At 63.4% G+C, this 23,573-nt stretch carries 21 protein-coding genes; 15 read left to right on the top strand and 6 right to left on the bottom strand.

Annotation, left to right across the window (positions count from 1 at the left end; all coding sequences use genetic code 11):
- Window positions 1-16: 16 nt before the first annotated feature.
- The 12 genes from boxB to FLO80_RS10135 all read left to right on the top strand — a co-directional run bounded on the left by boxB (window position 17) and on the right by FLO80_RS10135 (window position 10,988).
- Window positions 17-1,468, top strand: a complete 1,452-nt coding sequence (gene boxB, locus FLO80_RS10190) for a benzoyl-CoA 2,3-epoxidase subunit BoxB (RefSeq protein WP_111367999.1) — start codon at window positions 17-19, stop codon at window positions 1,466-1,468.
- A gap of 81 nt (window positions 1,469-1,549) precedes the next feature.
- Window positions 1,550-1,732, top strand: a complete 183-nt coding sequence (locus tag FLO80_RS10185; protein WP_111367997.1) for a hypothetical protein — start codon at window positions 1,550-1,552, stop codon at window positions 1,730-1,732.
- Window positions 1,729-2,916, top strand: coding sequence for a benzoyl-CoA 2,3-epoxidase subunit BoxA (boxA, locus tag FLO80_RS10180; RefSeq protein ID WP_111367995.1), 1,188 nt, complete (start codon window positions 1,729-1,731; stop codon window positions 2,914-2,916). Before FLO80_RS10185 ends, boxA begins: the two co-directional genes overlap by 4 nt.
- Before the next feature lie 2 nt (window positions 2,917-2,918).
- A complete protein-coding gene (locus FLO80_RS10175) occupies window positions 2,919-3,365 on the top strand; it encodes an acyl-CoA thioesterase (protein ID WP_111367993.1) in 447 nt (148 codons plus the stop codon).
- Between the two features lie 90 nt (window positions 3,366-3,455).
- The gene (locus tag FLO80_RS10170; RefSeq protein ID WP_111367990.1) at window positions 3,456-4,373 is read left to right on the top strand and encodes a helix-turn-helix transcriptional regulator; all 918 of its coding nucleotides are present in this window, start codon (window positions 3,456-3,458) and stop codon (window positions 4,371-4,373) included.
- Window positions 4,374-4,545: 172 nt separating this feature from the next.
- A complete protein-coding gene (locus tag FLO80_RS10165; RefSeq protein WP_246156645.1) occupies window positions 4,546-5,412 on the top strand; it encodes an SPOR domain-containing protein in 867 nt (288 codons plus the stop codon).
- 12 nt (window positions 5,413-5,424) lie between these two features.
- Window positions 5,425-6,594, top strand: coding sequence for a D-alanyl-D-alanine carboxypeptidase family protein (locus FLO80_RS10160; RefSeq protein ID WP_111367988.1), 1,170 nt, complete (start codon window positions 5,425-5,427; stop codon window positions 6,592-6,594).
- Complete coding sequence (gene tmk, locus FLO80_RS10155) at window positions 6,591-7,217, top strand: dTMP kinase (RefSeq protein ID WP_111367986.1); 627 nt, start codon at window positions 6,591-6,593, stop codon at window positions 7,215-7,217. Before FLO80_RS10160 ends, tmk begins: the two co-directional genes overlap by 4 nt.
- Window positions 7,214-8,371, top strand: a complete 1,158-nt coding sequence (locus FLO80_RS10150; protein WP_111367984.1) for a DNA polymerase III subunit delta' — start codon at window positions 7,214-7,216, stop codon at window positions 8,369-8,371. The genes tmk and FLO80_RS10150 overlap by 4 nt, the downstream gene beginning before the upstream one ends.
- A gap of 18 nt (window positions 8,372-8,389) precedes the next feature.
- A complete protein-coding gene (locus FLO80_RS10145; protein WP_111367982.1) occupies window positions 8,390-9,196 on the top strand; it encodes a TatD family hydrolase in 807 nt (268 codons plus the stop codon).
- Window positions 9,196-9,993, top strand: a complete 798-nt coding sequence (locus tag FLO80_RS10140; protein WP_111367980.1) for an MBL fold metallo-hydrolase — start codon at window positions 9,196-9,198, stop codon at window positions 9,991-9,993. Before FLO80_RS10145 ends, FLO80_RS10140 begins: the two co-directional genes overlap by 1 nt.
- Before the next feature lie 65 nt (window positions 9,994-10,058).
- The gene (locus FLO80_RS10135; protein WP_111367977.1) at window positions 10,059-10,988 is read left to right on the top strand and encodes an AEC family transporter; all 930 of its coding nucleotides are present in this window, start codon (window positions 10,059-10,061) and stop codon (window positions 10,986-10,988) included.
- Window positions 10,989-11,084: 96 nt separating this feature from the next.
- Here the strand turns inward: FLO80_RS10135 and FLO80_RS10130 are convergent, their stop codons facing one another.
- The 5 genes from FLO80_RS10130 to lgt all read right to left on the bottom strand — a co-directional run bounded on the left by FLO80_RS10130 (window position 11,085) and on the right by lgt (window position 15,311).
- Entirely contained in the window at window positions 11,085-11,768 is a 684-nt protein-coding gene (locus FLO80_RS10130; RefSeq protein ID WP_111367975.1) for a Hint domain-containing protein, read from the bottom strand.
- Between the two features lie 443 nt (window positions 11,769-12,211).
- The gene (locus FLO80_RS22855) at window positions 12,212-12,355 is read right to left on the bottom strand and encodes a hypothetical protein (RefSeq protein ID WP_188078262.1); all 144 of its coding nucleotides are present in this window, start codon (window positions 12,353-12,355) and stop codon (window positions 12,212-12,214) included.
- A 255-nt stretch (window positions 12,356-12,610) separates the two neighbouring features.
- Entirely contained in the window at window positions 12,611-13,366 is a 756-nt protein-coding gene (gene pgeF, locus FLO80_RS10125) for a peptidoglycan editing factor PgeF (protein ID WP_111367973.1), read from the bottom strand.
- Window positions 13,363-14,424, bottom strand: coding sequence for a class I SAM-dependent methyltransferase (locus tag FLO80_RS10120; protein WP_111367971.1), 1,062 nt, complete (start codon window positions 14,422-14,424; stop codon window positions 13,363-13,365). Before FLO80_RS10120 ends, pgeF begins: the two co-directional genes overlap by 4 nt.
- Window positions 14,421-15,311 (bottom strand): prolipoprotein diacylglyceryl transferase, encoded by an 891-nt coding sequence (gene lgt / locus FLO80_RS10115; RefSeq protein WP_111367969.1) that lies wholly within the window; start codon window positions 15,309-15,311, stop codon window positions 14,421-14,423. The genes FLO80_RS10120 and lgt overlap by 4 nt, the downstream gene beginning before the upstream one ends.
- A 106-nt stretch (window positions 15,312-15,417) precedes the next feature.
- Here lgt and FLO80_RS10110 point away from each other — a divergent pair, with 106 nt between their 5' ends.
- The 3 genes from FLO80_RS10110 to FLO80_RS10100 all read left to right on the top strand — a co-directional run bounded on the left by FLO80_RS10110 (window position 15,418) and on the right by FLO80_RS10100 (window position 20,006).
- Window positions 15,418-15,666 carry an accessory factor UbiK family protein gene (locus FLO80_RS10110; protein ID WP_111367967.1) on the top strand — a complete coding sequence of 83 codons (249 nt, stop codon included), beginning with the start codon at window positions 15,418-15,420 and terminating at the stop codon, window positions 15,664-15,666.
- A gap of 305 nt (window positions 15,667-15,971) precedes the next feature.
- Window positions 15,972-17,975 carry a bifunctional metallophosphatase/5'-nucleotidase gene (locus FLO80_RS10105; RefSeq protein WP_111368200.1) on the top strand — a complete coding sequence of 668 codons (2,004 nt, stop codon included), beginning with the start codon at window positions 15,972-15,974 and terminating at the stop codon, window positions 17,973-17,975.
- A 186-nt stretch (window positions 17,976-18,161) separates the two neighbouring features.
- On the top strand, window positions 18,162-20,006 hold the full coding sequence (locus FLO80_RS10100) for a hypothetical protein (protein ID WP_188078261.1): 1,845 nt from the start codon (window positions 18,162-18,164) through the stop codon (window positions 20,004-20,006).
- A 113-nt stretch (window positions 20,007-20,119) separates the two neighbouring features.
- Here the strand turns inward: FLO80_RS10100 and carB are convergent, their stop codons facing one another.
- A complete protein-coding gene (gene carB / locus FLO80_RS10095; protein ID WP_111367963.1) occupies window positions 20,120-23,488 on the bottom strand; it encodes a carbamoyl-phosphate synthase large subunit in 3,369 nt (1,122 codons plus the stop codon).
- Window positions 23,489-23,573: the final 85 nt, after the last annotated feature.

Raw genomic sequence — 23,573 nt, 5'->3', positions numbered from 1 at the left:
GACAAGGAGGAATGACATGCTCGACGTGATCAATGTGAGTTACGACACCCAGATCCCCAATAATGTGGGGCTGAGCTCGGACAAGAAGGTACTCAAGGCGCTGGAGAAATGGCACCCGGGCTATATCGACTGGTGGAACAAGCTCATCCCGCAGAATTTCCAGGAATCGCTGGTTTACCTGCGCACCGCCGTTTCGGTCGATCCCAAGGGCTGGGCCAAGTTCGATTACGTGAAGATGCCGGAATATCGCTGGGGTGTTCTGCTGGCGCCGCAGGTCGAGGACCGGCGCATACCTTGTGGCGAGCACGCGGGCGAACCGGCCTGGCAGGAGGTGCCGGGCGAGTATCGCAACATGCTCAAACGGCTGATCGTGATCCAGGGCGATACCGAGCCTGCATCGGTCGAGCAACAGCGGCTTCTGGCGCTGACCGCGCCGTCGCTTTACGACATGCGTAACCTGTTCCAGGTCAATGTCGAGGAGGGCCGCCACCTGTGGGCGATGGTCTATCTTCTGCACAAGTATTTCGGACGGGACGGGCGCGAAGAGGCCGATGACCTGTTGCGCCGCCAGTCGGGCAGCGAAGAGGCGCCGCGGATGCTAGGTGCGTTCAACGAGGAAACGCCGGACTGGCTGTCTTTCTTCATGTTCACCTATTTCACCGACCGGGACGGCAAGATGCAGCTTGAATCGCTTGCGCAATCGGGGTTTGACCCGCTGTCGCGCACCTGCCGATTCATGCTGACCGAAGAGGCGCACCATATGTTCGTGGGCGAAACCGGCGTTGGTCGGACGATCCAGCGCACCTGTGAGGTGATGAAGGAAAACGGCATTGAAGACCCGTATGAAACCGACCGCATCCGTGCGCTGGGCGTGATCGACCTGCCGCTGATCCAGAAGAAGCTGAACCTGCATTACACGCTCTCGCTCGATCTTTTCGGGCAGGAGGTGTCGACCAACGCCGCCAATGCCTTCAACGCGGGCATCAAGGGGCGGTACCAGGAAAACCGGCTGGCCGACGATCACAGGTTGAAGAACGACACCTACACGGTGTGGGATATCGTCGATGGCAAGGTGGTGCAGAAAGAAGTGCCGGCGCTGACCGCGATCAACATGCGCTTGCGCGACGACTATACCCGCGACGCGGCGGGTGGCGTGGGCCGCTGGAACAAGATCATCGAGAAGGCCGGAATCGATTTCGAACTGAAGCTGCCGCACGAGGCGTTCCACCGCAAGATCGGCGTCTTTGCCGACAAGCTGATCGACCCGGAGGGCCGGTTCATCACGGGTGCCGAATATGATGAGGGCATGAAGGAATGGCTGCCCAGCCATGCCGATGGCGATTACATCCAGTCGCTGATGAAGCCGGTTTACGAGCCGGGCAAGTACGCCAGCTGGATCGCGCCGCCCAAGGTCGGGATCGACAACAAACCGGGCGATTTCGAGTATGTGAAACTGCACATGGCGTGAGGCGCGGCTTGATCTGACGCAAGGCGGTATCGGCCGGGACGTGGCACACGCGTCCCGGCAGCGACGAAAGGGAGATGGGCCATGGCTATCAGTATCACGAGAAGCAAGGGCGAAACCGAGCGCAGCAGGGCGCTGGCCCAGCGGCTGGCCCGGCTGGGCGCGCCCTGTGTGGGGTGCAAGAACTGCCGGGGGATGTGCAGGGAACTGATCGAGCTCATGACCCTTCCCGAACTGATCCTGAAGGACACGCGCGAGTCGGCATGAATACACCTGTCAAACAGCATCTGATCGATCCGGAAATCTGTATTCGCTGTTACACCTGCGAAATGACCTGTCCGATCGAGGCGATCACCCATGACGACATGAATGTCGTGGTGGATGCGGACAAGTGCAATTTCTGCATGGATTGTATCCCGGTTTGCCCCACCGGCTCGATCGACGAATGGCGGGTGGTGAATACGCCCTATTCACTGGAAGAGCAGTTCAGCTGGTCCGAACTGCCGCCGCAGGAGGATCTGGGCCCGGGCGAGGCCGAGACCGGGATGGAGGCCCTTGACGAGGCGATGGCGGCCCTTCTGGCCGAGGCGCATTCGGGGGCCGGTGGCAAGGCGGTGGCGCCGAAATCGGCGGCCAAGCCCGCGATCAACCTTTACACACTGGGCAAACCGGCCGTGGCGAAGGTGCAGGGCAATTACCGGCTGACCGATGATCCGGAGCACGATGTGCGCCACATCATCCTCGATCTGGGGGGGCTGCCCTTTCCGGTGCTGGAAGGGCAGAGCGTGGGTGTCATCCCGCCGGGTGAGGATGAGAACGGCCAGCCGCATCTGCCGCGGCTTTATTCCGTGTCGAGCCCGCGCGACGGCGAGAGGGCGAATTACAACAACATCTCGCTGACCGTGAAGCGCGAGCCGGGTGGATTGTGTTCGAATTACATTTGCGACCTTGAAAAGGGGGCCGAGCTGCATCTGACCGGGCCGTTCGGGGCGACGTTCCTTTTGCCCGACGACGCCGAGGCGCGGCTCTTGATGATCTGCACCGGCACCGGAAGCGCGCCGATGCGGGCCTTTACCATGCGCCGCCAACGCGCGGTGGGCGGCAAGTCGGGTGGGATGCTGATGTTCTTTGGTGCCCGAAACCCCGAAAGCCTGCCTTATTTCGGGCCGCTCAAGAAGGTGCCGGAAACCCTGCTGAGGCAGGAACTGGTCTATTCGCGCGTGGATGGCGAGCCCAAGGAATATGTGCAGGACCGGATGATGGCCCGCGAAGAAGCGGTGGCCGAGATGTTGACGGACCCGGCTACGCATATCTACATATGCGGCCTCAAAGGGATGGAAGAAGGTGTGGAACACGCGCTGACCAACATCGCCGAAAGCATTGGACAACCTTGGGCCAGCCTGCGTGACGTGATGCGCAGCGAAGGGCGCTATCACGTGGAAACATACTGAACATGAAGACGAAATCGGGCCTGCCGCCCTTTGAACACGAAATCCGCGTCGCGTGGGGCGACTGCGACCCGGCCAGGATTGCTTACACCGGGCGAATTCCCAACTGGGCGCTCGATGCGATCAATGCCTGGTGGGAGCATCACCTCGGCGGGGACGGCTGGTTCCAGATGGAACTGGACCGTGGTTATGGCACGCCTTTCGTGCATATGAGCCTCGATTTCCGGCACGTGATCACGCCGCGTCACAGGCTGATCTGCAAGGTCGCGCCGACCCGGCTTGGCTCCAAGTCGATCGAGTTTCGGGTCGAGGGTTACCAGGACGGAAATCTGTGTTTCGAGGGCCGGTTCGTCTGCGTTTTCATCGTGTCTCAGGACTTCACGTCGCGCGCGGCACCGCCCGAAATCCGCGAGATGGTCGAACCCCTGATTGTCGAGTGGCCGGAAAAATAGTGCAGAGCTACGCCTGAAACGGACGGTGTCAATTGATTTGAACCCGTTGAGCGGCTAACGTTTGTGCATTATTTTTCCTGTGGGTGGTGAATGACCGAGATCACCAATTTCAGGGGTGAGGTGGCACAACCCGACACTGGCACCCTTCCTGACTGTGCGGCTGACGCGTTGCTCAGGCGTGTGGGAGAGCGTGTGCGCAAGGCACGCGAGCGCAAGGGCATTCCGCGCCGGGTGCTGTCGGAAAGATCGGGGGTCTCGCCGCGCTATCTTGCGCAGCTCGAGGCAGGAGCGGGCAACATTTCGATCGGGTTGTTGCAGCGGGTCGCAACCGCGCTCGGTCATCGGATCGAATGGCTGGTGGGAGAGGAAGACCCGTGGACCTCGGATGCGCTACGGGTGGCGCGTTTGTTCCGGGTCGCGAATTCCGACGTCCAGCAGGCGGTTCTCGAAAAGCTGAATGCGACCGAAAGCGTGACCAGCCGCGCCCAGCGGATCTGCCTGATCGGATTGCGGGGCGCAGGGAAGTCGACCCTTGGGCGGTTGGGCGGCGAGGCCCTGGGCATCCCGTTCGTTGAGTTGAACCGCGACATCGAGGATCACAGCGGTATGCCCATCGAAGAGGTGATGGCATTCTACGGGCAGGACGGTTACCGCAATCTCGAGGCACAGGCGGTGCGCCGCGTGATCGAGAAACACGATACGCTGATCCTTGCCGTGGCGGGGGGGATCGTTGCCGAACCCGAAACATTCGGATTGCTGCTCAATCATTTCCACACGATCTGGATACGAACGTCCCCCGAGGAACATATGAGCCGGGTGCGTGAACAGGGCGACGAACGCCCGATGGCGGGCAATGCCGAGGCCATGGAACAGCTCGAAGCGATCCTGTCGAGTCGTGAGCCGCTTTATGAGAAGGCATTGGCCCAGGTGGATACGTCCGGGCGCACGGTTGACCAGTCGGTTGCCGACCTCGTGGCGGTTGTCGAGCACCATGGCTTCTTGCGCTGATCGCGGGGATGGGAAATCCCGCTCAAGGGAAGGCGCATACTTTCCATGACGGCGCTGTCGGGTTACACTGAAATCGCTTTTCCAGGGCGGGGTGCCGTCGGGGGGATTTGACAGGCATGACCAAACACCGGATGAACCGGGGCAAGGGGTCGGAGCGGGCAGAGGAATCGGCATGGGTTTCGCGAAAATGAAGAGCATCGGTCCGGGTCGCGCCGGACGCATCGTATTTGCATTCGGCGTGGTGATTGCGCTTGCAGGCTGCGAGGACGGTGTTCAATTCAATCTGTTTCAGAAAAAGCCCGATCAGGACGGGGCGGCATCTGCCGCCACGGCCAGCGGGGGCGGGCGCACCGTCGAACGCGACGTGGAAGTGCCCGAGGCGTTTCAGGTCACCGAAGCGGGGCTTTGGGATGGGCGGCCATCGCTGGGCGGTGTCTGGGTGGCGCATCCCGACGTCAAGGAGCCAGAGCGGGTGATCATCCGCAATACCACGAGCGACAAGTTCGTCGTTGGTGCCCTGTTCCGGCGCGAGCGTGAGAACCCGGGACCGCGATTGCAAGTGTCGTCGGATGCCGCCGAGGCGCTTGGGATGCTGGCCGGTCAACCTGTGCAGCTTAACGTGACGGCGCTGCGTCGTGAGGAAGTGGCGCAAGAAGCGAATGTGGAAGACGAGGCAACGCTCGATGCGCCCGACACTGTCGAGACGCAAACGCTTGACCCTGTCGCGGGAGAGGCTGCTGCGGCCGAGACGGACGATGCCAAACCTGCCGCGCCCTCACCAAAACCCCGGCCCAAGGCCTCGGGCCTGGAAAAACCTTTCATCCAGATCGGTATTTTCAGCGTCGAGCAAAATGCCGAGAATACCGCCGTCGCGATGCGTCAATCGGGCATGGTGCCCACTGTGAAAAAGCAGGAACTCAGGGGCAAGACTTTCTGGCGGGTCCTTGTCGGCCCTGCGACCAATAGCTCGGAACGTGCGGCGCTTTTGAAAAAGATCAAGTCGGCGGGCTTTTCCGATGCATATTTCGTGAACAACTGATCCGAGGTGCCAATGTCACGTTCTCTTTTCAGTCTTCTCGTCTGGTTCTTTGCAGCCGCTATTTTCGCATCGTCCGCCGTCGCGTTCGAAACGCGGGCCAAGTCTGCGTTCGTGATTGACCAGACGACCGGCACGGTATTGTTCTCAAAGAATGCGGATGAGCCGCTTCCACCCGCGTCGATGAGCAAGCTGATGACGCTTTACGTTGCCTTCGAGGCGATCCGCGACGGGCGCTTGTCGCTCGAAGAGCGCCTGCCGGTATCGCGCCACGCGATGAGTTATGGCGGTTCGACGATGTTTCTCGACACGACCGATCGGGTGAGCGTCGAGGATCTGTTGCGCGGGATCATCGTCTTGTCCGGCAACGATGCCTGTGCGGTCATCGCCGAGGCCCTGAGCCCGGATGGCACCGAGGCCGGGTTTGCGCGTTACATGACCCAGCGTGCGCAGCAACTCGGGATGACGAATTCAACGTTCAAGAATTCGAATGGCTGGCCCGCCGACGGGCACCGGATGAGCATGCGCGATCTTGCGCTGATCTCGGGCCGGATCATCACCGATTTTCCCGAATTCTATAAGATGTTCGCGGAACGCGAATTCGCCTTCGATAACCGCGCGCCGCAGAATGTGCAGAACCGCAACCCTCTTTTGGGATTGGGAATCGGGGTTGACGGGCTCAAGACCGGGCACACGCAGGAGGCGGGTTATGGCCTTACGGGATCGGCGGCGCAGGGCAACCGGCGGGTGATTTTCGTGATTTCCGGGCTGGAAACCGCCCGCGCCCGTGCCGAAGAGGCCGAAGCCATCGTCAATTGGGCGTTTCGGCAATTCGCCGAAAGACAGGTTCTCAAGGCCGGCGAGGTGCTGGCAGAGGCCGATGTCTGGATGGGGGATGCGCCCCGGATCGGGCTGGTTGCCCGAGACGATTTCTCCACGCTTTTGCCCGTCCTGATCGGGGAAACGGTTCCGGCCGAGATCGTCTACGACGGCCCTTTTCGCGCACCGATCGAGAAGGGGCAGGAACTGGCCCAGTTGATTATTCGCCCTGAAGGGCTCGAAGAAACGCGGGTGCCGCTGGTGGCCGATCGCGATGTGTCGCGGGGTGGCTTCATGGTTCGTATGAAAACGGTTTCCGGAATTCTGCTCAATCGGTTGACCAAGGGGCCCGAGGGCGCGTCTTGAGTGACTCCGGCAGATTTATAACATTGGAAGGGATTGACGGGTCGGGCAAGTCGACGCAGGCGCGTCACCTGGCCGACCGGCTGCGCGCGGAGGGTTTCGACGTTGTATTGACGCGCGAGCCGGGCGGATCGCCCGGGGCCGAGGAAATTCGTGCGCTGGTCCTTGAAGGTGATCCTGACAGGTGGTCGGCGGAAACCGAGATCCTGCTGTTCACGGCGGCGCGGCGTGATCATCTTGAACGAACGATCCGGCCCGCACTGGACGCGGGCAAGGTGGTGATCTGCGACCGCTTCGTCGACAGCACACGGATGTATCAGGGCTTGAGCCGTGGCGATCTGCGCGCGCAGGTCGATGCGTTGCACAAGCTGATGATCGGGATCGAGGCCGATCTCACGCTGTTGTTCGACATGGAGCCGGGCCTTGGCCACGCGCGTGCCAAGGCGCGGAATACCGCCGAGGAACGCTTTGAAGATTTCGGTGCGGATTTGCAGGCGCGGATGCGGCAGGGGTTTCTCGACCTTGCGCGCGAGTTCCCCGACCGTTTCCGCGTGCTTGACGCGGGTCGGGGCATCGAAACGGTGGCCGGGGATGTTGCCCGGGTCGTTCTGGAGCATCTGCGATGACGGAGAGTGCCCAGTTCGTCGAGCCGGACCGGATCGAGGGCGCACCTCACCCGCGCGAAGCGGCGCGGATCATCGGGCAGGATGCGGCGGTTTCGGGGTTTCTTGATGCCTATCGCTCCGGGCGGTTGCACCATGCATGGTTGTTGATCGGGCCGCGCGGTGTTGGCAAGGCGACGTTGGCATGGGCGCTGGCCAAGTTTCTTCTGGCCACGCCCGAGGATGACGGACCCGGTCTTTTCGGCGATCCCGCGCCCGCGCCCGACCGGATCGACATAGACCCCGATCACCCGGTGGTGCGCAGGATCATGGCCGGTTCGGAGCCGGGGCTCAAACTCATCCGACGCGGGGGCGCGGGGGCGAACGAGCGGGACCGCGAAAAGGCATGGCTTGAAGGACGGTTTTCCCAGGATATCCGGATACACGAGATCCGCGAGCTGTCACGTTTCGCACAACTGAGCGCAACCGAGGGTGGGCGGCGCGTGGTGATCGTGGATGCCGCCGACGAGATGAACACGCAGGCCGCGAACGGGCTTTTGAAGCTGCTGGAAGAACCGCCCGCGCGCACCATGTTTTTCCTGATCTCGCACCAGCCTTCGCGGCTTTTGCCGACGATCCGGTCGCGATGCCGCGAATTGCGGCTTTCGCCACTGGGCAGCGAGGACATGCAAGAGGCGTTGGGGCTGGTGTTGGGTGATGACGCGGAAATGAGCGATGCGCTTGTTGCGCTTTCGGCAGGATCGGTTGGCGAGGCTGTGCGGCTTGCCAATCTTGGAGGGGTGGGCAGCTATGCGGCCCTGGTCGACCTGTTCGTGGAATTGCCGCGCATCAACCGGGCACACGCGCTGCGCCTTGCCGAGGAGGCAGCGGCCCGGGGGGGCGAGACGAAACTCGATCTTCTGATCGGGCTGATCGAACTCTTTCTCGCCCGCGTTGCGAAAACCGGTGCGGCGGGTCGGCCACCGATGCCCGAGGCGGCGGGCGGCGAAGCGGAGCTGCTCGGGCGGCTTGCGCCGGATGTGCGAAAGGCGCGGGAATGGGCGGATCTGGCCGATGCGTTGGGCGCGCGGTTGCGGCATGGACGGGCCGTCAATCTTGACCCTGCTGCATTGATCCTTGATACGGTCTTCAGGATTCAGCACACCGCCGGGCGCTAGACCCCGAAAAGACAGGCCATGACCGAGCAAGCGCACATCACCGACAGCCATTGCCACCTTGATTTCCCGGATTTCGAGGGGGAGTTGGACGAGGTCGTGGCGCGCGCTGCACAGGCAGGGGTGCACCGGATGGTGACGATCTGCACACGGCTGCGCAACGAACCCGCGGTCCGTGCCATCGCCGAGGCGCATGCGCCGGTCTTCTATGCGGCCGGTACGCATCCGATGAGTGCGGCCGAAGAACCGATGGTGACGGTCGATGAATTGGTCGCGCTGGCGGGGCATCCGAAATTCGTGGGGATCGGCGAGAGCGGGCTGGATTATCACTACACCTCCGAAAGCGCGGATGTACAGCAAGAGAGCCTGCGGATCCACATTGCCGCGGCGCGCGAGACCGGCCTGCCGCTGATCATCCATGCGCGCGCGGCCGACGATGACATGGCGCGCATCCTGCGCGAGGAATATGCCAACGGTGCCTATTCCTGTGTGATGCACTGTTTTTCGTCCGGGGCCGAATTGGCCCGCGCCGCGCTCGACCTGGGGTTTTACCTGTCGATGTCCGGCATCACGGCCTTTCCCAAGAGTCGTGAATTACGCGAGATTTTCGCCGCGGCGCCGGTCGAGCGCATATTGGTCGAGACCGACGCACCCTATCTGGCGCCGCCGCCGCATCGCGGCAAGCGCAACGAACCTGCCTATACCGCCCATACGGCGCGGGTGGGGGCCGAAGTGTTCGGGATGGATTATGCTGCCTTCGCGGCGCAGACCGAGGCCAATTTCGAGCGGTTGTTCGCCAAGGCCGTGCAGCAGGAGGTCGCCCGGTAATGGCCGAAATGCGATTTACCATCCTGGGATGCGGATCGTCGGGCGGAGTACCGCGGCTGGGCGGGCATTGGGGCGAGTGCGACCCGACCAATCCCAGGAACCAACGCCGCCGCTGTTCCATGCTGGTCGAGCGGGTCGAGGGCGACGCGATCACCCGCATTCTGATCGACACGTCGCCCGATCTGCGCCAGCAGTTGCTGGACGCGGGGGTGGGGGAGCTTGACGGCGTGATCTGGACCCATAGCCATGCCGATCACGTGCATGGGTTGGACGATCTGCGGATGATCGTCTTCAACATGCGCCGTCGCCTGCCGGTCTGGGCCGATGGTGACACGCAGAACGATCTGTTCTCGCGCTTTGGCTATGCCTTTGTGCAGCCCGAGGACAGCCCCTATCCTCCGATCCTCGACATGCACACGATCAAGGGCGATGTGGTGATCGAAGGCGCGGGCGGGGCGGTGACGCTCAGCCCGTTCAAGGTGGGGCACGGGGCGATCGACGCGCTGGGTTTCCGGATTGGCGGGTTGGCCTATCTGCCGGACGTGGCAGAGATGACCGAGAACGCCTGGGAGGCGGTCGAGGGGCTGGATTGCTGGATTCTCGACGCGTTGCGGCGCACACCGCACCCGACCCATTCGCATCTTGAGCAATCGCTGGGCTGGATCGAACGGGCGGCACCGAAACGTGCGGTTCTGACCAACATGCACATTGATCTCGATTACGCGACGCTTGAGGCGGAAACGCCCGGGCATATCACCCCGGCCTATGACGGGATGGTTCTGAGCTTTCCGGCATGAGAGCGAGGACGCAGCCCTTGCCCGGCTCTTGCGTGCCGGTCACGGGCGGGGCGGGGGGCTGAGCGATGCAGGCGCTTCTGGATGTCATCCTGCCGGTCTTTCTTGTCATCGGATTTGGCTATGCCGCCGTTTGGCGGGGGTTCCTGAGCGCGGCGGATATCGACGGGCTGATGCGGTTCTCGCAGAATTTCGTGTTTCCGGCGTTGTTGTTTCAGGCAATTGCCCGGCTCGATCTGGGCGAGACGTTCGACACCGGCCTTCTGGTAAGTTTCTATACCGGATCGACGGCAAGTTTCCTGTTCTGTCTTCTGGGCGCGCGGTTCCTGTTCCGGCGGGAATGGGAGGATTCGGTTGCCATCGGTTTTGCCGGCCTGTTTGCCAATTCGTTGATGTTGGGCCTGCCGATCACCGAGCGCGCTTTTGGCGCGGATTCCCTGGGGCCGAACTATGCCATTGTCGCGGTGCATTCGCCGTTCTGTTACGGGCTTGGGATCACCGCGATGGAGATCGCGCGGGCGCGCGGGCAATCGTTGATCCGGCTGCCGGGAACGGTGCTGCGGGCGATGTTCCGCAATGCTCTGGTGATCGGGATCGGGCTGGGCTTTATTGTCAACCTGTTGGCGGTGCCGGTGCCTGTGGCCGCGATGGATGCGATCGAGCTTTTGACGCGGGCGGCGCTTCCGGTGGCGCTGTTCGGGATGGGGGGGGTGCTGGTACGCTACCGCCCGCAAGGCGATATGAAGGTCATTCTCTATGTCTGCCTGTCGGCGCTGGCACTGCATCCTGCGGTGGTCTGGGTGATGGGCAGATGGTTCGACCTTGGGCAGGAGGGATTCCGCTCGGCGGTGCTGACGGCGTCGATGGCGCCGGGGATCAACATCTATGTCTTTGCTTCGCTTTACGGGCGGGCGCAGAGGGTGGCGGCGTCGAGCGTCCTTGTCGGCACGGCGTTGTCGATCCTGACGGTCTGGCTGTGGCTGGGGGCGCTGCCCTGAACAGGGTGATCTGGTCCGGCGCAAGGACGGGCGCGGCGATTGCCGGCGGTCTGGCCGAAGGCGAAGGGCAGTTGATCGAGGCGATTGCGGGGCATCTCAGGCGGGCGTGAGGTGCCCGAGCGGTGCCTGATCGGCCCGAGGACAGGCCAGGGCGCCAAAATCGTCAGGCTGGGAAATATGCGGGAAAAGCGACAGGAACAGCGCCCGCATGTTGTTACCCATGTCACGCAGCAGCGATTTGCCGGGATGGTAGCTTTCGACTTCGAGACCCCCGGCAAGGATGATCGCGTGACGCGGCAGGCACAGGTGATAGAGCTTGACCGGCGTCGGCGGCGTGATCTCGAAAATGCTGAGCCCGTCGGCAAAGACCCGCGCCGGTGTCAGCAGCCGGGTCTGTGTCGTCAGGTCGCGCAACGCAACAGGGTTGCGCAAGAGCCGCGCCCCGGGGCCGAGCACGAGGTCGTGCATCGGGCGCGACAGCCCAAGCGTGTCGGCCATGATCCGTGTCAGGCGGGTCAGTTCGGGGCGCTCGACCGGCGCGGTGGGGACGAGCGACATGGAACCGATCCAGACTACGGGTTGTGGCTTTTCATCCACCACCTCCAACATGTCGCCTGGGCTGAGATCCTCGATCGCGCATGGCCCCTCGGTGGTTTGTATCATCGTGCCGCGGGCAAAGGCGGAAAACGCACCTTCGAACGCGGCTGTAGCCGGGGCGATATGCTGGGATTGGCGGATGGACCCATCGGGCGACAATGCGGCGATCTCGACCCTGCGCATGAGGGATTTGTTGCGCTGAGACTGTTCGGGTCGAGTTGAGCAGGAGGGACGCGGCGCGGGGGAGGGACGGGGTGAGAGAGCCCGCGCCGTTGAGAGAGAATGCGTCACTCTGGCCGGTGAAAATCCGGCCTTGGAAGGGGTCGTCATGTGTATCACCTGTCGGCGGTGGTCACATCCGCGTCGGCCCCCACCGACAACGACAGAAGGACTTGTTAAATTACGAGTTCAGAATGCCCGGGTTTTTGCGGGACTGTCAAAGAATGCGGGACATCGGTGAATGAGCCCATATCAATTCTCCAGAACACCACGGGATTGTTTCCCTACCGTGGCAGATTTTGCCACAATCCGATTCGTGAAAACAAACCGGGCCGCTTTGAAAAGCGGCCCGGTTCCTACATGTGAGCGTGGGCGACCGGCAAGGACTGCTGCCGGTCCTGATGGGGTCAGGCGGTCTGGGTCTTGAGCGTGCTGTTGCGGCGCTTGGCGATCATGGCCTGGCGGCGGGTTCCACGTTGCCAGGGCATGGCCGTGGTTTCACGCTGTGCGGTTTCGATGACCGATTTGATCCAACTGGGTTGCTTTTTCATGCCGTATCTCCTGCCTTGGCCGTTTTGCGGCGCTTTCGTTGGCTTCTTTTTGCCTGTGGATTCGGACAAAGATTTGGCCCCGGAAGGGCAGTTTGCGGGTTTGGCCAAGCCAAGATACGCCATTCGGGCCGCAGGGCGGGATCGGGTGGATTGCGGTGAAACATCAGGAAATGCACCGGTTTCATGACCAATCAGGCCAGTATGAGGAGATTGTTTCCGACGGGAATGGGGCGAAGCTGTGGCAGGGGCGGGCGGTCAGAGGCGGATCACCGAGATGAGGCGTCCGTAATCGGCCTCGCCCGCATGTGTCGTGCGGCGGTAGCTGTAGAAGCGGACGGGGTCGGCATAGGTGCAATGCCGGGTCCATTCGGCATCCCCGACGCCAGCCGCACGCAGACGGTGCAGCCCGTAACCGGGCAGGTCGAAATGATAACGATCGTCAGTGCCGTTGGCGAAGAAGCGACTGTTCCCGGGATCGTCGGCAAGGAAGCGATCAAGAAACTCGGGACCGACTTCATAGGCCGACTGGCTGATCGTTGGGCCGATCACCGCATGGATGTTTTCGCGTGTCGCGCCAAGGGCTTCCATGGCGTCGAGGGTCGCCTCCAACAGGCCGGAAAGCGCGCCTTTCCACCCGGCATGGGCCGCGCCGACAACCCCCGCCCCGGCATCGGCAAGGAGAACCGGCTGGCAATCGGCGGTCAGAACGCCAAGTGCGAGGCCGGGCGTCGACGTGACAAGCGCGTCGGCTTGCGGGCGGGTCTTGGGTGGTTCGCTCAGCGTGATCACATCGGCGGAATGAACCTGGTGCAGCGTCACGAGGTTCTCGGGCAAGACATTGATTTCATGCGCAACGCGGGCACGGTTCATCGACACCGCCTCGGCCTGATCCGAGGAGCCGGGGCCGCAGTTGAGCCCGGCGAACACGCCCGAGGAACTGCCGCCCTTGCGGGTGAAAAACCCGTGGCGCACGGGGCGGAGCAGGGGCGATGTGATGGCTTCCAGCGTCATGGTTCCAATCCCGGCGGAGGCGTTGCGGATTTCGGATAAAGCCCCAGCACCTTGAAGAGCGTCCCCATTTCCGCGGGGTGCGTCAACCGGCGATGCGCGGCGATGTGGGATTGCAGGCTTTCCCCGTCCAGATGGGCGGCCAGTGCCTCGGCGCGTTGGGCGATGCCGAGCCGTTCGAGAAAGACCCCCTGGGGCGTGAGACGCGTGTGCGCAGACGGGCTGGCCATGGCCAGAACCTCGAAATCGACATGCGCGGTGAGGTCGGATTCCCCCAGTTTTTCCAAAGGGTTGGACGTTTCGTGCCGGTGCAGCGCCTGGAGCGTGTCGCCAAGGCTGCGCCAGTCACCATAGTCGATGATGAGGGCGGCGCCGCCATGGACCTCGATCTTTTCGCCGATGGTTCGGGCGATGGTGGGGGCGTCGGGCGAGACCTCGACCAGGTCGCCGTTGCGCGTGTCGGGGAGTCGATGGGAGAGCGTGGATTCGGGTGTGGGCGGGGCTGTGACAAAGGCGAACTGGCCGTTGTCGAGCCCGATGCACCGCTCGGCCCAGCCGTCGCCCTGGCGGATGAATTGGCGGATCGGGAGGGCGTCGAAAAATTCGTTCGCGACAAGGAAAAGAGGGTGATCGGGCAGGGATTCGGCGCGGTCTGTCCATTCGATCGCGTGGGTGGCGAGGGTGGTTTTCTGGGCTTCGCGCAGGGTGCTCGACGCCTCGACCAGCCAGATTCGCGCGGCGTCGTGAAAGCCGGGGATGGTGCGGGTGGCACGCAGTATATCGGACATGAGGGTTCCGCGCCCCGGTCCAAGCTCGGCCAGGGTGAAGGGCGTGGGCGCGCCCTGATCGAGCCAGGCTTGCGCCAGGCTCAGCCCCAGAAGTTCACCGAACATCTGGGATATTTCGGGCGCGGTGGTGAAATCACCAGCGGCGCCCAGCGGATCGCGCGTGGTGTAGTAACCGAATCGCGGGTTGAGCAGGCATTCCGCCATGAAATCCGCGACAGGGATCGGCCCTTGCGCAAGAACACGGTCGCGCAAAATGGTTTCCAATTCCTTCATGTCACGCGCGAGCGTCGGGAAAATGCAATCAAACCAAGGCCAAGGGCCAGCATGGGCAGGGAAAGAAGCTGTCCCATGGTGAGGCCGGACGCGCCGATCTGGAGCACGTGGCCCATGGGATTGTCGAACGTGACGAACTGCGCATCGGGCTGGCGGAAGAACTCGACGACAAAGCGCGCGGCGCCGTATCCGGCGAAGAACGTGCCGGAAATGAGGCCCGGGGATTTGAACGCACCGCGCCGCCAGACCAGCCACAAGAGCAGCAATCCAAGCACCAGACCTTCGAGCGCTGCCTCATAAAGCTGCGACGGGTGGCGGGCACAAATCCCTGTAATATCAGGGCAATCCTGTGCTGCATGGCCGGGGAACGCGACCCCCCATGGCAGGGTGGTGGGCCTTCCCCAAAGCTCGGCATTGATGAAGTTGGCGATGCGCCCGAGCATCAGACCCCAAGGCACGCCGAGGGCGATGGCGTCGGCGGTGGAGAGCTTGGGGAGGTGGTGGCGCAGGGTGAAGAGCCAGACGGCGAGGGCGACGCCCAGGAAACCGCCGTGAAAGGACATGCCGCCCTGCCAGACCATCAGGATTTGTGCAGGGTTTTCAATGAAGTAACCCGGGTTGTAGAAGATCACGTAGCCCAGTCGCCCACCGAGAATCACCCCCAGGATGATCCATGTGAGCAGGTCGTCGAGCTGTTCGGGGCGCATCGGCGGGGTGTCGCCGGGCCAGAGCGCGGCGCGGCGCAGGGCGCGCAGGGTCAATCGCCACGCGATGATGATCCCCAATATATAGGCGAGGGCATACCAGCGTAACGCAAAATCTATGCCGAATGCCGTGATCGTGAAGATCTCGGGCGAGATGTCGGGGAAGGGGATCAGGGCGCTCATGGGCTCCGTTTTGGGGCTGGAACGGGGGGCAAGTCAAGCTTGCGGTTCGGGGGGGACGCCCCCATATAGGAACGCAACGTCAAAACATTTTCCCAAGGGGGTTCCGATGCAGACCCGCAACAAGATTCTCGACGACATGAGCCAGCTCATGACCAACGCGATGGGCGTGGCGCAGGGCGCCAAGGACGAGGCCGAAACGGCGATGAAATCCTTTGTCGACAGGTGGTTGGCCGATCGCGATTTCGTCACCCGCGAAGAGTTCGACGCGGTCCGCGCGATGGCCCAGAAGGCCCGCGAGGAGAACGAGGCGTTGAAGACGCGCATTGCCGCGCTGGAGGAAAAGCTGGCCAAGTGAGGTCGGCCGATCCCCGCGCGTCAAGGATTTCGATCCGGCGATTTCGTGGGGGGGTGACTCCCGGCTGCTGCCCGGCTGACATCCGGCTGCCGGGTGACGGCGAAGTGTTGAGATAAGGTTAAGATTAACGGGGCGCGCGGTTCAGCCGTGCCTTGTGGATCGAAAGACGATTTTTCTGCGAAAAATCGGGCGGGCGTGATGGCTTGCGGGCGCGCCCTTCATGAAAAATTCACCTATCATTTGTCGGAGCGTCGTATCCGCCCCTTAGCGCGCACCCATCACTTACAAACCAGATGGGGTTTTCGATGCGCTTTTCCCGAACGAACCTGAACCGGCGTGGCTTTCTGACCGCGGGTGCGGCCAGCGTGGCCGCCTTTACCTCGATGCTGAGCTTTCGTGTCAATGCCAGCGCGGGGGCGGGCGAGCTTTTGATGGTGCCGGCAGAGCCGAACCCGGCGGGGCGGTTCGAGCGGTTGTTCGTGCTCAAGGGCGATCCCTTGGCCGGTCCGATTTCCCGTATCGTGACCGAAGCGGGCAACCCGGTGCCTGCCCCGGTTCTGGAGCCGGGCACGCGGCGGGTTCTGCGGCTGATGCATTTCAACGACATGCACAACCACATCACCGATATGCACGGCAAGAAGGGCGACACCCACCGCATGGCGCAGATCGTAAAGCGGGTGAGCGCGGCGCGCGCGGCGGCGGGCGAGGATGAAATCGTGCTGCTGCTGTCGGGGGGTGACGATCACACCGGGTCGGTGTTCGACGAATTGCTGGGCTGGTCGCCGGAGGAATATGTCGCCGATGCCGGGTATCGCGTCAATTCGGCCGCCGGGGTGGATGTGGCGGTTCTGGGCAATCACGAGTTCGATCGCGGGGCCGAGATGCTGCGCATCGGGATCGAGAAGGATGCAGCGTTTCCGGTGCTGACGGCGAATGTGCATGGCTCGGCGCATCTCAGGCGGGATCGCGATTACGTGGCCGCCGCCGTGGGCGAGGTGAAGGGGCTGCGCATCGGGTTTGTCGGGCTGACCACGCAGGTCGATACGCGCGTCGGCCAGCCGGACGATCCGGGCATGAACGTGGCCAGCCCGGTGCAGGCGATCCGCAACGTGATGCCCGCGCTGGCCGAGGTGAGCGACGTGGTGGTGATCCTGTCGCATTGCGGATACGGCACCGGGCAGAGCCGCAGCGGCAAGGCGGGCGCGGTGCGCATGATCGGCGAGGGCGATTTCGACATTGCCGCCGCGGCGGGCGAATTGACCGACAAGCCGGTGGTCCTGATTGGCGGGCATTCGCATGACCGGCTGAATGGCGAGGGATTGAACCCCGATAACGTGATCCAGGGCGTGTTGATGACGCAGGCCGAGGCCAACGGCAAATACCTTGGCGAGATTGCCATGTCGGTGGGGGCCGATCAGGGGCGCAAGGCGTGGTTCACCCATGTCGGGCTGCACCCGGTGAAGCCGCGCGATCAGCGGGTGGCCGAGGACGATCCGACATTCGGCGCGCTGGAGCAGGCGGGCGATTACGATGCGGCGTTCGAGGCGGCGCATATCGACCCGCTGCGCGAGGCGCTCAAGGGCAAGCTGGCCGAGAGCATCGGCATGGTGACGGCGGGTGACGCGGTGAGCACCGAAACGGTGATGGCCGACCGCTATGGAAGGGAAAACGCGCTTCTGAACTTCATGAATGATGCGCTTGTGGCGCGGTCGGGCGAGTTCCCCAATGGTACGGTCGATCTGGCGCTGTTCAATGCCACGGCGATCCTGTCGGGGGTGGCCGATGGGCCGCTGTCGTTCGGTCAGTGGTATGACGTGATGCCCTATGCCGACCAGGTGCATGTGGCCGAGATGACCGGCGCGCAGATCCGCGACATGGTGCAATCGAACGCCAAGCGCATCGTGCGGGCCGAGGAAGAAGCCGAGCTTGACCTTGCTGGGTTCGTGTCGCGCGGGTTCCTGCATTTCTCGGAAGGGTTGCGGTATCGTATCGAGCCGGGGGCCAGCGCGGGTGAGACCCGGGCCGAGGAGATTACCCTCTTGGGGCGGCCCATCGAGGAGATGCTGGAGCGCAAGTTCCGCGTGGCGATCAACACCTATATCCGGCTGGGCGGGTTTTCCGAGGCCTGGAACGGGCAGGCCATCGGCGCGGGCGTGGCGGGCGAGATCAAGGGGATGGATCTGCGCGGGCTCGATTACAAGGATACCGGGCTGGTTTACCGCAACGAGATCATCGCCTTTATCCGTGACCGGGGCGGTATCAGCGCCGAGGCGGGGGCGCGGCTTGACGGGCGGTTGAGCGTCGGCTGAACGGGTTGCGGACAGACGTGCATTTTGGGGCGCGGGCGGCGACGGTCCGCGCCCTTTGCATGTGCGGCTTGCAAGCGGGCGGTGAATCGACATGATGGAGGGTGGCGGATCGGTATTACCGCCCCCGGGCTGTCGATTTTCAAAGGAGTTTTCACCATGGCCTTCGCGAGTGTCAGAGCATTTGTCTTGTCCGCATGTTTTTTCGTTGTCCTGCCCGTCGCACTCGCGGCGCAATCGGTGGACAAGGTGCGATCGGACGTGTTGTCGGCGCTGTCGACGCCGTTGCCGATCACCATCGTGGGGCCGCTTCTGACCCGTGATGTCACGGTGACGGAAGAGGGCGACGGGTTTCGCGCGGTGCTGGGCGATACGTCGCTGATGGGGTTGTTTCCGTTGGGCGATGTGTCGTTGCATCTGACCCCGCTGGACGACGAGACCTATCGCGTGACCGAGTTGCGCTTTCCCGAGCGGCTCGATTTCCCGGGGATGGGGGTGCTGGAATTCGCGGGGATGACGCTGGATGGTGTCTGGTCGAGCCGGTCGCGGTCTTATTCCAGCCTGCAATGGGTGACCGATGATCTGCGCTTTCGCCCCGGTGAGGGGGATCGCGGGCAGGTGTCGCTCGGGCGGCTGGGGTTTGACGTGATCAAGGAGCCGGATGGCGCGGACACGGAAAGCCGGTTCGAGATTGCCGCCAACGCGGTGGCGGTGACGGGGATGGGGCCGCAGAACGTGGCGTTGGGAGAGGTGCGCGCGCTTTTGACCGCCAACGGGGAGGAGCCGGTTGATCTCTATTCGGTGATCCGCGAAGTCCTGATGAGCGCGACGATGCGCAATGGCGGGGCGCAGTTGCAGGTGCTGGGTCAGAGCCTGCTGGGCAACCGCTATGGCAGCGTCGGGTTGGAACTGTCGGGGCGTGATCTGAGCGCGGTGGATGTGCGGCGCCCGGATGAGAGTTATTTCCGGGCCGAGTCCGTGGAGGTGCGGGCCGCGTTGAGCGATGTCGCGCCGCGCAACTGGGGTGGAGCGGAGGTTGCGCTGCGATTCGCGGGTCTCGATCAGAGGGAGGCCATTCCCGACGTCGTGATGAAGGTCGAGGAGGCGATGATCCGGCTGAGCGGCGGAAACCTGCCGGTGGCGGACATGATGGCCGCGGCCATGACCCTGGCCAATCCGCCGCGCGGGCGGCCGGTGGCGGTGTCGCCGCTGCTCGACGGGCTTGTGGGGTTTGGCAAGCTTGAGATCGCGACCGAGGGGCGATCGGTGTGGGTCGAAACCTATGAGCAGCGGTTCCGGGATGGGCAGAGCACCACGGAAAAGGCGTTCGAGACGGCGTTCGACAGGTGGGGCATGAGTTTTGGCCTTGCCGGGTTCGACCGGAACGCGGGCGAGGTGCATTTCGCAACCGATCTGCGCGGCGGGCGGTTCGTGCCGGGCGCGACCATTCCCGACGAGGCGTTGCCGCATATCGCGGCGTGGTTTCCGAACGTGTTGCAGGCGCAGACGCGGGTTTCGGCGCTGAATGACGGGTTCCTGAAACGCCTGTTCACGGATGTGGAGATTCGCGACCTGCGCGAGCCGGTCGAACTGGTCCTGCCCTTGATGCTTTACGTGGCGGCGACGGTGCCGGACGTGGCCACCGGCGAGAATACCTATGAGACCGATCTGTTTCGAATCTCGCAGAGTGGCCAATATCGGTTTTATCCGACCGAGGTGCTTGGCCTTGCGCCCTATGAGGGGGATCTGCGGGTGCGCATGAGCGGGATGCCCGGGTTGTTGGGTTATCTTGACGATACGTTGACGCAGGTGCGGCCCGGGTCGGACGAGGCCACGGCGATCGGGATGGCGAAATCCGCCCTGATCGTGCTGCGCAACCTTGCCGAGGATGGCGGGGCGGGTGCGCATGAATGGGAGGTCGGACGCCCGGACGTGACGCGGCGCGAGATCGAGGTGAACGGGATCACGCTGCGCTATCCCGATTTCATGCAATACATGCCGATGCTGTTCGGGATGGCGGCGATGCGGCCCTGACCCGAGGGTGTGCCCGGGTTTGATTGGTTGCAGTCCGGGCAGCGCCCGACCCACCTCGGGTCGGGCGCTGCCCTGGCGTTGGCATCGAGATGAACCGATAAAGCGCCCGCGCCTTACCCCTGGAGCGAGAGCACCGAAAGTTCGTCTTCGCTGCGGGCGCGGATCGCCTGGGCGGCGGCGTGGGCGGCGGCGGCGGTGGTGAAATAGGGGATCTTGTCATAGAGCGCGACCGAGCGGATTTCGCGGCTGTCGGCGACGGCGGCGGCGCCTTCGGTGGTGTTCATGACAAGGGCGATATCGCCATTCTTGAGTTGGTCGACCACGTTGGGGCGGCCTTCATAGACCTTTTTCACCATGTCGCAGGCGATGCCGTGGCTTTCGAGAAAGGCGGCGGTGCCGGAGGTGGCGGTGATGGAAAATCCTTGTGAAACAAGGATTTGCGCGGTTTCCACCAGTTGCGCGGTCTTGTCGGCATCCTTGATCGAAAAGAACACGCGGCCCGAGGCGGGCAGATCGACGCCCGCGCCCATCTGCGCCTTGAGAAAGGCCAGCGGGAAGGAGCGGTCCCAACCCATCACCTCGCCGGTGGAGCGCATTTCGGGGCCGAGGATGGTATCGACGCCGGGGAAGCGGGCGAAGGGCAGCACCGCCTCTTTCACCGAGAACCACGGCATGTCGGGATCGGCCAGCGTCATCGGGTCGGCGGATTTGAGCGTGCCGGGCTTGGCGTCGGCGGCATAGGGCGCGCGCAGCGGGAAGTTTTCCATCGGTTCGCCCGCCATGAGCCGCGCGGCGATGGAGGCGATGGCCGAATCCGTGGCCTTGGCCACGAAGGGCACGGTACGCGAGGCGCGGGGGTTGACCTCGATCAGGTAGATCTCGTCTTCGCCCGCGTCATTGGGCTTGATCGCGAATTGCACGTTCATCAGGCCCACGACATCGAGCGCCAGTGCCAGCGCCTTGGTCTGTTGCTTGATCTCGTCGATGATCGCGCGGGAGAGCGAGTAGGGCGGCAGTGAACAGGCGCTGTCGCCGGAATGCACGCCGGCCTCTTCGATATGCTGCATGATGCCCGCGACATGCACCGATGTGCCGTCGCAGAGCGCATCGACATCAAGTTCGACCGCGCCCGAAAGATAGCTGTCGAGCAGCACCGGGCTATCGCCCGACACCACCACGGCCTCGGAGATGTAGCGGGTGAGGTGGTCCATGTCGCGCACGATCTCCATCGCGCGCCCGCCCAGCACGTAGGAGGGGCGGATGACCAGCGGGAAGCCGATGTCCTCGGCGATGGCCAGCGCCTGTGCGTCACTCGAGGCGATGCCGTTTTTCGGCTGCTTGAGGCCAAGCTGGTTCACGAGGGCCTGGAACCGTTCACGGTCTTCGGCAAGGTCGATGGCGTCGGGCGTGGTGCCGAGGATCGGGATGCCCTCGGCGTCGAGCGCGTTGGCGAGCTTGAGCGGGGTCTGGCCGCCGAACTGCACGATGACGCCATGCAGCGTGCCGTTGTCCTGTTCGACGCGCAGGATTTCCATCACGTGCTCGAAGGTGAGCGGTTCGAAATAGAGCCGGTCGGAGGTGTCGTAATCGGTGCTGACCGTCTCGGGGTTGCAGTTGATCATGATCGTCTCGTAACCCGCGTCGGTGAGCGCGAAACAGGCGTGACAGCAGCAATAATCGAACTCGATCCCCTGGCCGATGCGGTTGGGACCACCGCCGAGGATCACCACCTTCTTGCGGTCGGATGGCCGGGCCTCGCATTCCACGTCGCCCATCACGGGGGATTCATAGGTGGAATACATGTAAGGGGTCTGGGCCTCGAACTCGGCGGCGCAGGTGTCGATGCGTTTGAACACGGCGGTGACACCATGGGTCACGCGGGCGCGGCGCACGTCGGATTCGGTGAACCCGGTGAGGTTGGCCAGCCGCGCGTCGGTAAAGCCCATCATCTTGAGCCTGCGCAGGCCGGATTCGTCGGTCGGCAGCCCGGCGGCGCGCACCTCTTTCTCGGTCTCGACGATTTCGCGGATGCGGGCGAGGAACCACGGGTCGAACATGGTGACGGCGTGGATCTCGTCATTGGAAAGCCCGTGGCGCATGGCCTGTGCGATGGTGCGCATGCGGTCGGGGGTTTGCTGGCTGATCGCCTTGATCACCGCGGCCTTTTCGGGGGCGGTCGACCAGTGATCGACGCCGACGCCGGGGATCGTGACCTCGTCAAAGCCGGTGAGGCCGGATTCCATCGAGGCGAGCGCCTTTTGCAGGCTTTCGTGGATGGTGCGGCCGATGGCCATGGCCTCGCCCACGGATTTCATCGCGGTGGTGAGGTGGGGTTCGGAGCCGGGGAATTTCTCGAAGGCGAATTTGGGAATCTTGGTGACGACATAGTCGATGGTCGGCTCGAAACTGGCCGGTGTGACCTTGGTGATGTCGTTGTCAAGCTCGTCGAGCGTGTAGCCCACGGCAAGTTTCGCCGCGATCTTGGCAATCGGGAAGCCGGTGGCCTTGGACGCCAGCGCCGAGGAGCGCGAGACACGGGGGTTCATCTCGATCACCACCATGCGGCCGTCTTCGGGGTTGATCGCCCATTGCACGTTGGAGCCGCCGGTCTCGACCCCGATCTCGCGCAGCACGGCGATGGAGCCGTTGCGCATGATCTGGTATTCCTTGTCGGTGAGCGTGAGCGCCGGTGCGACGGTGATCGAATCGCCGGTATGCACGCCCATCGGGTCGACGTTCTCGATCGAGCAGACGATGATCGCGTTGTCGGCCTTGTCGCGGACGACCTCCATCTCGAATTCTTTCCAGCCCAAGAGCGATTCATCGACGAGGATCTGCCCGACGGGCGAGGCGTCCATGCCCGAGCGGCAGTAATGGATGTAATCATCGCGGTTATAGGCGACGCCGCCGCCGGTGCCACCAAGCGTATAGGCCGGGCGTATGATCGCGGGCAGGCCGATATCTTCGAGCGCGTCGAGCGCGATCTGCACGCCCGCGTCGAGGTCGAAACGGCCGGTGTCATCCTTGGGGGCGGTGACGATGGTGGCGCGGGGGTTCTCGATGCCGAGCCGGTCCATCGCCTCGCGAAACAGCTTGCGGTCCTCGGCCATTTCGATGGCCTCGCGCTTGGCGCCGATCATCTCGACGCCGAATTTCTCCAGCACGCCCATTTCCTCGAGCCTGAGCGAGGTGTTGAGGCCGGTCTGACCGCCCATGGTGGGCAGGAGCGCGTCGGGGCGTTCCTTTTCGATGATCTTGGCGACGACTTCGGGGGTGATCGGTTCGATATAGGTGGCGTCGGCCAGCCCCGGGTCGGTCATGATCGTGGCGGGGTTGGAGTTGACGAGGATGACGCGGTAACCCTCTTCGCGCAGGGCCTTGCAGGCCTGGGCGCCGGAATAGTCGAATTCGCAGGCCTGGCCGATGATGATCGGCCCCGCCCCGATGATCATGATCGACTTGATATCGGTTCTTTTCGGCATGTCGCATCCCCGGGCATCATGTGGCGCAAATTGTCGTGGGTTATAGACAACGCGGCCCCACGTGCAAGGGCGGATCGGCGGCGGA

Origin of the sequence: Aquicoccus porphyridii (assembly GCF_008369105.1) — a bacterium.
GTDB lineage: Bacteria > Pseudomonadota > Alphaproteobacteria > Rhodobacterales > Rhodobacteraceae > Aquicoccus > Aquicoccus porphyridii.
This window is presented reverse-complemented; position numbering and strand designations above follow the sequence as displayed.